The following is a 9495-nucleotide window of genomic DNA, read 5'->3' on the forward strand; positions in this document are numbered from 1 at the left end:
TTTCTGTTTTTCTTCTGTCTGTTGCAAATGATTTGCGTTAAAGATTGTAAACAATATTTACATTGCTATCATAGACCAGTTTTAACAAAAATGGAACTGTTATATTGCCCGATATAATAGAGCTTGACTATCTGTCGGTATGGACATGTCAATGAAAACGAATGCCGTCTGAAAAGAAGTTCAGACGGCATGTTTTTAACGTTTTTCCTGCCTGCGTATCAGCCAAACGGCGAGCAGGGCGAAGGCTATGGTGGGCAGTGCGCCGGCAAGGAAGGGTGGGACGCCGTAGAGTTGGCTGGTAAAGCCGAAGAGCCGTCCGGCAAAGTGGAACAGCAAACCGAGGCAGATACCGCCGAAGAGTTTCAAGCCCATATTGCCGTGGCGGGTGGTTTGCGGCGTAAAGGCGAAGGCAACAAGCGCCATCACCCATGCGGCTACGGGATACACCAGCTTGCGCCACCATGCGATGGCATAGACTTGGGTATTTTGGTTGTTTTTTTCCAGATGGTCGATGTAGGTGGTCAATTCGCCGACAGACATTTGGTCGGGCTTGACGAGCAATACGTCCATCAGGTTGCGCTTGACGGAAATCGACCAGTTTTCCTCTGTGGCAGTAGAAACCTCGACTTTATCTTCGCCCAATATGCTGCGGCGGATGTTTTTCAACTGCCAACTGCCGTCGTTGTTTAAAACGGCGGATTCGGCTTCTGCCGCTTGGGTCAGTTCGTTTTTATCGTTGCGCTGCCAAATTTTGATGCCCAAAAGCGTATGGTCGGGCAACATTTCGCGCACGTTGATAATACTGTTTTTTTCTTTCAGCCAAAGGCCGGTATTGCCGGTACTGATTTTGCCGTTGATGGCGGCGGCTTTGATGTTTTCGGCTTTTTGACTCAGCGTGGGGGCAACCCATTCGCCGAGGGCAACGGTAGCAATAGCGAAAATCAAACCGAACTGCGACAGAATCAACAGCAGCTTTTTGGTGCTCATGCCGCTGGCTTTGATAACGGTCAGTTCGCTGCCGGAAGCCAGTTGGCTGAGGGAAATCAGGCCGCCGATCAAAACGGCAAGCGGCATCAGTTCATACGCGCGCGCAGGCATCTGCATTAAAACATACTGCCCCAATTTTGCGCCGTTATAGCTGCCTTTTCCAAGATCGCCGACTTCGTTGATGATTTCAAAAAAGCTGTACAAAGCGAGGAAGGCAAGAAGGGCGTAAACCGCCATAACCGCCATTTGACGGATGATGTAACGTGAAATCAGGTTCATTTTCCGCCTTTCAATGTCAGACTTTTGGCAACCGCCTGCCAGAAGGGTTGGCTAGGCATACTGCGCACGCGCAGCAGGACGACGGCAATCACAAACATGATGATGTGCATGGGCAGCAGTCCGAGCCAGAAATGGATTTTGCCGTCTTCCACGGCATTGCGCAGGAAGGTCAGCCCGTTTTGGTAAACCAAAAACAAACCGATGGCAATCAAGATATTGTAGGTGTGGCCGCTGCGCGGATTGAAATAGGAAAGCGGCACGGCAAGCAGGCACAGTAACAAAACGCTGACGGTCAAGGAAATACGCCACATTAATTCCGCTTGGTGTTGGGGATTGCTGCTGCCAATCAGTTGGGCGGTCGGGATGGTGCGGCGGTGTGAAACAGGGTCGATGAGTTTGGGCGTAGTGCTGATAATCAGGCTGAGGTGTTGGAAAGAAACGCGGTTGTAATCGGCTTTGCCGGGCGTACCGCTGTAACGGTAGCCGTCGCGCAATTCAAGCGTGCGTTTGTTGTCGGTCAGCGAAAAATTGCCCTCTTTGGCAAAAACGATGTTGTCGTTGCCGTTTTTATCCTGCTCGCGCAGGAACAGGTTTTTCATGATGCCGGATTCGGTATCGAAGGTTTCGACAAAATAAACCCTGCCGTTGCGCTTGCCCAAGTTATTGAACTCGCCGGCTTCCACCAAAGACAATTCCTGCTTCTGCTTCAAAATTTCGGCATATTCACGGCTGCGCAACTCTGCCCACGGCATCACCCAAAGCTGCATGACGGCAATCAAAATGGCAAACGGCACGGCAAACTGCATGACCGGGCGTATCCATTGTTTCAACGCCAATCCGCAGGAGAGCCAGACCGACATCTCGCTGTCACGCCAGTAGCGGGTCAATACGGTCAGCGTACTGATAAATGCGGTCAACACCAGCAACAGCGGGGTCATGCCGATTACCCAGAAGCCGACCAATGCCAACACGGCATCGATGGCGACGCGCCCGTCGGCGGCGCGCCCGAGCAGGTTGATGGCCTGTGTGGAAACCAGTACCGCCAAGAGGACGACGAAAATGCCGACGGCGGTAAAGGAAAGTTCTTTAATCAGGTTTCTTTGGTAAATCATAAGATTGAGCGTGGTCTACGGTTTATGGGAAACCTATATTTATTCATAAGGCTTCAGACGGCATGACACAAATGGAGTACAATGATTTTCATCTGTTCGGACGGTTGGTCAACAGGCCGTCTGAATAACCGACAACCGTTCCAATCAGGAGAATAAACGTGAAATTTAGCACAAAAGCCGAAACTTTGCAGGCTCAACAGGCAGGTGCGCAATTATTTGTCTGCTCCGAAGAGGCGCAATTAAACCACCCGACCGCCCTTGCCCTTTTGTCTTCGCTTGAAGAAGGTCAAAATTTCGCCGACACCAAAATCCCGACGGACAACGGTTTGCAGGCAGTCGCCGTCGCCCGCCTCGAAAAAACCGACCGCGCCGCATTGAATAAAGCCGCAGCCGAAGCCGCCAAATGGGCGCAAAATCAAGAAACGGTCAATGTGGACGTTCACGCCTTTGAAGAAGCGCAAGCCGCCGCCGTTGCCGAAGCGTTTGCCATCGCGTTCGGTAATGCCGCCTACCGTTTCGACCGCTACAAAAAAGAAGCCAAGCCCGCCAAGTTCTCGCAAGCCGTGTTCCACACTGCACACGAAGCCGCCGTCAAAGAAGCCCTGCTCGTCGCCGAAGCGCAGGTTTACGGACAAAGCCTCTGCCGCGATTTGGGCAATGCAGCGCCCAACGAATGCACGCCCGAATTTTTAGCGCGTACCGCCAAAGCCGAAGCCGAAAAATTGGGCGCACACGCCAAAATCATTGAAAAAGACTACATCAAAGAAAACATGGGTTCGTTCTGGTCTGTCGCCAAAGGCAGTGTCGAAGCCCCATATTTGGTCGAACTGAGCTATTTCGGTGCGGCCGACAAAGAAGCCGCGCCTGTGGTATTGGTCGGCAAAGGCATTACCTTCGACACCGGCGGCATTTCCCTCAAACCCGGCCTGAATATGGACGAAATGAAGTTCGATATGTGTGGCGCGGCAACCGTCATCAGTACCTTCTGCGCCGCCGTCAAACTGCAACTGCCGATCAACCTCATCGCCGTCGTCGCCACTTGTGAAAACATGCCTTCCGGCGCGGCAAACAAACCGGGCGACGTCGTGAAAAGCATGAAAGGCCTGACGATTGAAGTGTTGAACACCGATGCCGAAGGTCGTCTGATTTTGTGCGACGCGCTCACTTACGCCGAACAGTTCAAACCCAAAGCCGTCATCGATGTCGCCACCCTGACCGGCGCGTGCATCGTCGCCTTGGGGCACGATGTCAGCGGCGTGATGGGCAACAATCAGGATTTGGTCGACAGCCTGCTCGCCGCTTCCCGTAACGTGGACGACAAAGCATGGCAACTGCCGCTCTTTGAGACCTACAAAGACCAGCTCAAATCCAACTTCGCCGACATCCCCAATATCGGCACGCCGGGTGCAGGCACGATTACCGCCGCCACCTTCCTGTCTTACTTCACCGAAGGCTACCCGTGGGCACACCTTGACATCGCGGGTACGGCGTGGAAATCCGGTGCGGAAAAAGGCGCGACCGGCCGCCCCGTTCCCCTGCTGCTGAACTATCTGCGGAATCTTTAATTTTGCCAAAATGCCGTCTGAAGCCTTTCAGACGGCATCATCCTGTCAAATGCTCAAACAATATGCCGAAAGCCACCTTTTACACGCACGTTGCCCAAGTTCCGATTTTCACCTGCCGCCTGATTGCCCGTGCGATTCGGGACGGCGGCAGGATACTGGTGTGGTCCGATTCGTTCGGGCGGCTTCAGGAATTGGACAAAATGCTTTGGCAATACGAAGCCGAGAGTTTCATTCCGCACGAAATTTGGGAGGCGGGGTGTCCGATGCCGGAGGATACGCCGGTTTTGCTGGCGGCAGGCGGCAGCATTCCCGAAATTGCGGAAGATATGACGGTTCTTAATTTATCGGATGATTTTTGGGACACCGCGCCCGTATTGCCGGAACGCATCCTTGAAATCGTCGGCAACAGCCTGGAAGAGCTCGCCGACGCGCGCGAACGCTTTGCCGCCTACCGCCGAAGCGGTTTTGCCATCGAACATCACGGCATGGAGGGCAAGGCATGAAATGCCGTCTGAAATGCCACATTTACAAAATTTAAACAGGCTTGATTCTATTTGATTAAAATTTCCTTATCGGTTGAACCCCGCCACTTGGACATCTGTCCTTCGGGGCGGTAGAATCAGACCTTATTTGGGAAGGTTCAATCCCTTCCAAAACAGGGCAGCACACAGATTGACGCTTTATGTGTCGTCCTGTGTGTTGAAACATTCAAACTCGGCTATAATCCCGTTTTTCCGACCTTATCGACAGCGAAGATCCATCATGAACACAATTTTCAAAATCAGCGCACTGACCCTTTCCGCCGCTTTGGCACTTTCCGCCTGCGGCAAAAAAGAAAACGTACCCGCATCCGCATCCGAACCTGCCGCCGCTTCTGCCGCGCAGGGCGACACCTCTTCAATCGGCAGCACGATGCAGCAGGCAAGCTACGCGATGGGCGTGGACATCGGACGCTCCCTGAAACAAATGAAGGAACAGGGCGCGGAAATCGATTTGAAAGTCTTTACCGAAGCCATGCAGGCAGTGTATGACGGCAAAGAAATCAAAATGACCGAAGAGCAGGCTCAGGAAGTCATGATGAAATTCCTTCAGGAACAACAGGCAAAAGCCGTAGAAAAACACAAGGCGGACGCGAAGGCCAATAAAGAAAAAGGCGAAGCCTTCCTGAAGGAAAATGCCGCCAAAGACGGCGTGAAGACTACTGCTTCCGGTTTGCAGTACAAAATCACCAAACAGGGTGAAGGCAAACAGCCGACAAAAGACGACATCGTTACCGTGGAATACGAAGGCCGCCTGATTGACGGTACCGTATTCGACAGCAGCAAAGCCAACGGCGGTCCGGCAACCTTCCCATTAAGCCAAGTGATTCCGGGTTGGACCGAAGGCGTTCAACTCCTGAAAGAAGGCGGCGAAGCCACGTTCTACATTCCGTCCAACCTTGCCTACCGCGAACAGGGTGCGGGCGAAAAAATCGGTCCGAACTCTACTTTGGTATTTGATGTGAAACTGGTTAAGGTTGGTGCACCCGAAAATGCACCTGCCCAACAGCCGGCACAAGTCGACATCAAAAAAGTAAATTAAGTCCGAATCCATGCCCGAAACAGGTTTTCGGGCATTTTTACGGTCAATGCCGTCTGAATTGCGCATCAAGCGTAGGAAGCAGGCGGTGCACACTCCAAAAAGTACACCCATATGAAGAAGATTGTCATTCTGATTTCAGGGCGCGGCAGCAACATGCAAGCCATCGTCAATGCCGCCGTTCCAAATGTCCATATCGCTGCCGTGTTAAGCAACAGCGAAACGGCGGAAGGACTGAAATGGGCGGCCGGTCAGGGTATTCCGACCGACAGCCTGAATCATAAAAACTTTGAATCACGACTTGCCTTCGATACGACCATGATGGAAAAAATCGACGCATATCAACCCGACTTGGTGGTTTTGGCAGGTTTTATGCGGATTCTGACTCCCGAGTTCTGCGCCCATTACGAAGGCAGGCTGATGAACATCCATCCGTCCATCCTTCCTTCGTTTACCGGGCTTCATACGCATGAACGTGCTTTGGAGGCAGGTTGCCGCGTTGCCGGCTGTACGATTCATTTCGTTACTGCCGAACTGGATTGCGGCCCGATTGTGTCGCAAGGGGTTGTGCCGATACTCGACGGTGATACGGCAGACGATGTTGCCGCCCGGGTTTTGGCTGTCGAACACAGACTCTATCCGAAAGCCGTTGCCGATTTTGCCGCCGGCCGCCTGATTATCGAGGGAAACCGCGTCAGAAATTCGGAAAGCGCCGATGCCGCCCGTTTTCTAACGGCGTAAACCGGGCGGGAGCAAATGATGAAGACTTTTAAAAATATATTTTCCGCCGCCATTTTGTCCGCCGCCCTGCCGTGCGCGTATGCGGCAGGGCTGCCCCAATCCGCCGTGCTGCACTATTCCGGCAGCTACGGCATTCCCGCTACGATGACATTTGAACGCAGCGGCAATGCTTACAAAATCGTTTCGACGATTAAAGTGCCGCTATACAATATCCGTTTCGAGTCCGGCGGTACGGTTGCCGGCAATACCCTGCACCCCGCCTACTATAAAGACATACGCAGGGGCAAACTGTATGCGGAAGCCAAATTCGCCGACGGCAGCGTAACCTACGGCAAAGCGGGCGAGAGCAAAACCGAGCAAAGCCCCAAGGCTATGGATTTGTTCACGCTTGCCTGGCAGTTGGCGGCAAATGACGCGAAACTCCCCCCGGGTCTGAAAATCACCAACGGTAAAAAACTTTATTCCGTCGGCGGTCTGAATAAGGCGGGTACGGGAAAATACAGCATAGGCGGCGTGGAAACCGAAGTCGTCAAATATCGGGTGCGGCGCGGCGACGATACGGTAACGTATTTCTTCGCACCGTCCCTGAACAATATTCCGGCACAAATCGGCTATACCGACGACGGCAAAACCTATACGCTGAAGCTCAAATCGGTGCAGATCAACGGCCAGGCCGCCAAACCGTAAACCGGTTTTCGGGCGGTTTTTTGCCGTTTTGTCCATATTTCTGTATAAGCCGCTTGAAATTGTTTACAATAACGCCATATGCAGGGCGGTTTTAACGCTATTTTCAGGAATGACACTATGCAGGTTACATCAAAATGGATAGACGGAATGTGCTTTGTCGGCACGGCGGAAGGCGGGCACAGCGTCGTTATGGAGGGTTCGGCGGCGGAAGGTGCGGTCAGGCGCGGACCCAGCCCTTTGGAAATGCTGCTGTTGGGCGTGGCGGGTTGTTCGAGTATCGATGTGGTGATGATTGCCGAAAAACAGCGTCAGAAAGTAACTGACTGCCGTGCGACGGTAACGGCGAAACGGGCAGACGATGCGCCGCGCGTGTTTACTGAAATCCACATTCATTTCAAGGTAATCGGACATGATTTGAAAGAATCGGCCATTGAGCGCGCCGTTCAGATGTCTGCCGAAAAATACTGTTCGGCCTCGATTATGTTGGGCAAAGCGGCAAAGATTACCCATAGTTTTGAAACTGTCGAGGCGGAGAAATAAGTATCAGACGGCATCATGAGGAAAATATCCGATGCCGTCTGAAAGGAAAAGGAATGGCGGATAAGTCGGAAGTGCATAAAAAAGCAGATATATTCGGACTGCACCTCCCGAATATATCTGCCTGCTGTTTCCTCTTTATTCAGCCTTTATAATACTTGGACTTGTCGGGGTATTGTGCAGGCTTGATTCCGGATTGTCAACAATTTTCGGTCAAATTTTAAATGCCGCGTTTTAAAATGGTGCCCGCCTGCTTCTGCGGGCGGGCGGAAGGCGGGTATCTCGTTATTTTAAGCCATATATTAATTTGTTGAATTAAAATAAATTTGTGTAATACTTTAATTTCTCCGACACGATTTGAAACACAGCCGTCTTAAAACATCTTAAAAAACTTGAAAGCGTAAAAATACGGAAAACATCATGAACTTTGAAAACGACGACATTATCCATGCGCCGACCACGTCTTCCCTGATTCTCGAAGAGCGGCACGATTCGGAACTGTTCCGTGTTTACGCCCTGATTTTGGACGGCATTACCGATCAGGTGCTGCTGCCCGGCAAAAAGCTGACCGAATCCGAACTTTGCCGTCAGATGGTGTGTTCGCGCAACACCGTCCGCGGCGCGCTGTCGCTTTTGGCGCACGACAAGATTGTCGATTTGCAACCCAACAGGGGCGCGTTCGTCCACGTTCCCGATTTGAAAGAAATGCAGGATGTGTTCAATGCGCGCATCGAAATGGAGACGATGATTTTGAATATCCTCGCCGACCTGCCGGATTTGGAAACGCGCCTCAAGCCGCTTTATGCGATGATAAGGCGCGAAGAAGAGGCTTCCGGCAGAGGAGACCGCGTCGGCTGGAATCGCCTGTCCAATGCCTTCCACGTCGAACTGGCGCGCCTGGTGGGCAACGATGTGCTGTTCGACATTATGAACACGCTGTGCGCGCGGTCTTCCCTGATTGTCGCCGTGGCGGGCGTGCATCGCGAGGAAAAACACGCCATCAATACGCACACGCATTCCGAACACCGCGAAATCCTCGACCTGCTGCTGGCGGGCAGGCGCAACCGCGTGGTCAAAATCCTGCGCCGCCATTTGGGCAACTGTATGGAACGCTTGGAGCGGACCTTGGAGGATTGAATGCCTAATGGAGAGAAAACCGTCTGAATCAGATGTTCAGGCGGTTTTTTAATGGCGAACCTGATGCCGTCTGAAGCCGAAATGCGGCCCCGCAGTGGTCAGACGGCATCGACCCGCATTTTGCCGCAATCGGGGTATGGCTTCCCGAATGGGGCAAGGCATCGGATATGGCGTGCAGATGTTGCGGGCAGCCAGGCGTAAGGGCAGGGGAATATGGCATTTGATGCCGATGCGTTCCAATACGCGGGGCGCACATCGGGAACAAACCGCGTGCCGCACCAATCGTCGGTTTTCCGAACCAAGCCGTATCCCGCCATCCGAAAGGCGGGGTTCGACAGGTAAGGAAATATCAATTTATATTAATTTATCTGATGACATAAAAAGCTTTTTCGCCCGGTTGTTAAAAAGGTAGTTAAGAAAAGCAGTGAGCCTTTGATGGGGCGAGATAAGCGATCCCTTATTAGCGGGTGCGGGGGATATCCGTATCCCTGCAAACGGCAATGTTGCGAAGGGGGACAGGATTCCGGATACGGTGTTGGCGTCGAAGAATCATCAGAAGAATTATCAAAAGAATGATTTTGGTATGTCTAAAGGACAGGGAGTAGAGTCTTCTATACCTGTTCCTCAAGCTATCTCAATAAAAATTAAAAATCCAGATAAAACGGTTAGTGAAACTACTTATAAATCTAATCCTAAACATACTCTTGGTCAGTTAGGGTTTAAGTTTGATGCTGGTATTGAGCCAAAGAATTCAGTTCAATTAATTGAAAGCTCAGTACTGAGAGATCCCCTCATAATTTCCCCAAAGCGTAACCATGTGTGAATAAATTTTGAGCTAGTAGGGTTGCAGCCACGAGTAAGTCTTCCCTTGT

General features: G+C 51.9%; 11 protein-coding genes and 1 pseudogene. 9 read left to right on the top strand and 3 right to left on the bottom strand.

Annotated features, from left to right (window positions below; translation table 11 throughout):
* Positions 1-195 precede the first annotated feature (195 nt).
* Together lptG and lptF are read right to left on the bottom strand one after the other, a co-directional pair.
* Positions 196-1266, bottom strand: coding sequence for an LPS export ABC transporter permease LptG (gene lptG, locus Q3O06_RS08360; protein ID WP_301818400.1), 1071 nt, complete (start codon positions 1264-1266; stop codon positions 196-198).
* Entirely contained in the window at positions 1263-2378 is a 1116-nt protein-coding gene (gene lptF, locus Q3O06_RS08365) for an LPS export ABC transporter permease LptF (protein ID WP_301818401.1), read from the bottom strand. The genes lptG and lptF overlap by 4 nt, the downstream gene beginning before the upstream one ends.
* Positions 2379-2536: 158 nt before the next feature.
* Between lptF and Q3O06_RS08370 the strand changes: the two genes are divergently transcribed.
* The 7 genes from Q3O06_RS08370 to Q3O06_RS08400 all read left to right on the top strand — a co-directional run bounded on the left by Q3O06_RS08370 (position 2537) and on the right by Q3O06_RS08400 (position 8623).
* Positions 2537-3943, top strand: coding sequence for a leucyl aminopeptidase (locus Q3O06_RS08370; protein ID WP_301818402.1), 1407 nt, complete (start codon positions 2537-2539; stop codon positions 3941-3943).
* A 62-nt stretch (positions 3944-4005) separates the two neighbouring features.
* Positions 4006-4446, top strand: coding sequence for a DNA polymerase III subunit chi (locus Q3O06_RS08375; RefSeq protein WP_118792327.1), 441 nt, complete (start codon positions 4006-4008; stop codon positions 4444-4446).
* 259 nt (positions 4447-4705) lie between these two features.
* On the top strand, positions 4706-5524 hold the full coding sequence (locus Q3O06_RS08380) for an FKBP-type peptidyl-prolyl cis-trans isomerase (RefSeq protein ID WP_301818403.1): 819 nt from the start codon (positions 4706-4708) through the stop codon (positions 5522-5524).
* Between the two features lie 111 nt (positions 5525-5635).
* Positions 5636-6262, top strand: a complete 627-nt coding sequence (gene purN, locus Q3O06_RS08385) for a phosphoribosylglycinamide formyltransferase (RefSeq protein ID WP_301818404.1) — start codon at positions 5636-5638, stop codon at positions 6260-6262.
* A gap of 15 nt (positions 6263-6277) precedes the next feature.
* Positions 6278-6949, top strand: a complete 672-nt coding sequence (locus tag Q3O06_RS08390) for a DUF3108 domain-containing protein (RefSeq protein ID WP_301818405.1) — start codon at positions 6278-6280, stop codon at positions 6947-6949.
* Positions 6950-7066: 117 nt separating this feature from the next.
* On the top strand, positions 7067-7489 hold the full coding sequence (locus Q3O06_RS08395) for an OsmC family protein (RefSeq protein ID WP_301818406.1): 423 nt from the start codon (positions 7067-7069) through the stop codon (positions 7487-7489).
* A 417-nt stretch (positions 7490-7906) separates the two neighbouring features.
* Positions 7907-8623: a GntR family transcriptional regulator gene (locus tag Q3O06_RS08400; protein WP_301818407.1), complete on the top strand. Its 717-nt coding sequence runs from the start codon at positions 7907-7909 to the stop codon at positions 8621-8623.
* Positions 8624-8651: 28 nt separating this feature from the next.
* Here the strand turns inward: Q3O06_RS08400 and Q3O06_RS08405 are convergent, their stop codons facing one another.
* On the bottom strand, positions 8652-8843 hold the full coding sequence (locus Q3O06_RS08405; protein ID WP_301818408.1) for a hypothetical protein: 192 nt from the start codon (positions 8841-8843) through the stop codon (positions 8652-8654).
* On the opposite strand from Q3O06_RS08405, the gene Q3O06_RS08410 reads away from it, so the two are divergent.
* Positions 8837-8965, top strand: a complete 129-nt coding sequence (locus tag Q3O06_RS08410) for a hypothetical protein (protein ID WP_301818409.1) — start codon at positions 8837-8839, stop codon at positions 8963-8965. The genes Q3O06_RS08405 and Q3O06_RS08410 overlap by 7 nt on opposite strands.
* A gap of 106 nt (positions 8966-9071) precedes the next feature.
* A pseudogene (locus tag Q3O06_RS08415) lies at positions 9072-9401 on the top strand (hypothetical protein); the annotation flags it as partial.
* Positions 9402-9495: the final 94 nt, after the last annotated feature.

This window comes from Neisseria maigaei, from assembly GCF_958267405.1.
GTDB classification, from domain to species: Bacteria; Pseudomonadota; Gammaproteobacteria; order Burkholderiales; family Neisseriaceae; genus Neisseria; species Neisseria bergeri.

What these genes read in the sequence shown, in the direction of transcription:
- Q3O06_RS08395 (WP_301818406.1), top strand. Translation starts at nt 7,067, where the DNA reads ATGCAGGTTACATCAAAATGGATAGACGGAATGTGCTTTGTCGGCACG.
- Q3O06_RS08400 (WP_301818407.1), top strand. Translation starts at nt 7,907, where the DNA reads ATGAACTTTGAAAACGACGACATTATCCATGCGCCGACCACGTCTTCC.
- Q3O06_RS08405 (WP_301818408.1), bottom strand. Translation starts at nt 8,843, where the DNA reads ATGCCATATTCCCCTGCCCTTACGCCTGGCTGCCCGCAACATCTGCAC.
- Q3O06_RS08410 (WP_301818409.1), top strand. Translation starts at nt 8,837, where the DNA reads ATGGCATTTGATGCCGATGCGTTCCAATACGCGGGGCGCACATCGGGA.
- Q3O06_RS08375 (WP_118792327.1), top strand. Translation starts at nt 4,006, where the DNA reads ATGCCGAAAGCCACCTTTTACACGCACGTTGCCCAAGTTCCGATTTTC.
- lptG (WP_301818400.1), bottom strand. Translation starts at nt 1,266, where the DNA reads ATGAACCTGATTTCACGTTACATCATCCGTCAAATGGCGGTTATGGCG.
- Q3O06_RS08380 (WP_301818403.1), top strand. Translation starts at nt 4,706, where the DNA reads ATGAACACAATTTTCAAAATCAGCGCACTGACCCTTTCCGCCGCTTTG.
- lptF (WP_301818401.1), bottom strand. Translation starts at nt 2,378, where the DNA reads ATGATTTACCAAAGAAACCTGATTAAAGAACTTTCCTTTACCGCCGTC.
- purN (WP_301818404.1), top strand. Translation starts at nt 5,636, where the DNA reads ATGAAGAAGATTGTCATTCTGATTTCAGGGCGCGGCAGCAACATGCAA.
- Q3O06_RS08390 (WP_301818405.1), top strand. Translation starts at nt 6,278, where the DNA reads ATGATGAAGACTTTTAAAAATATATTTTCCGCCGCCATTTTGTCCGCC.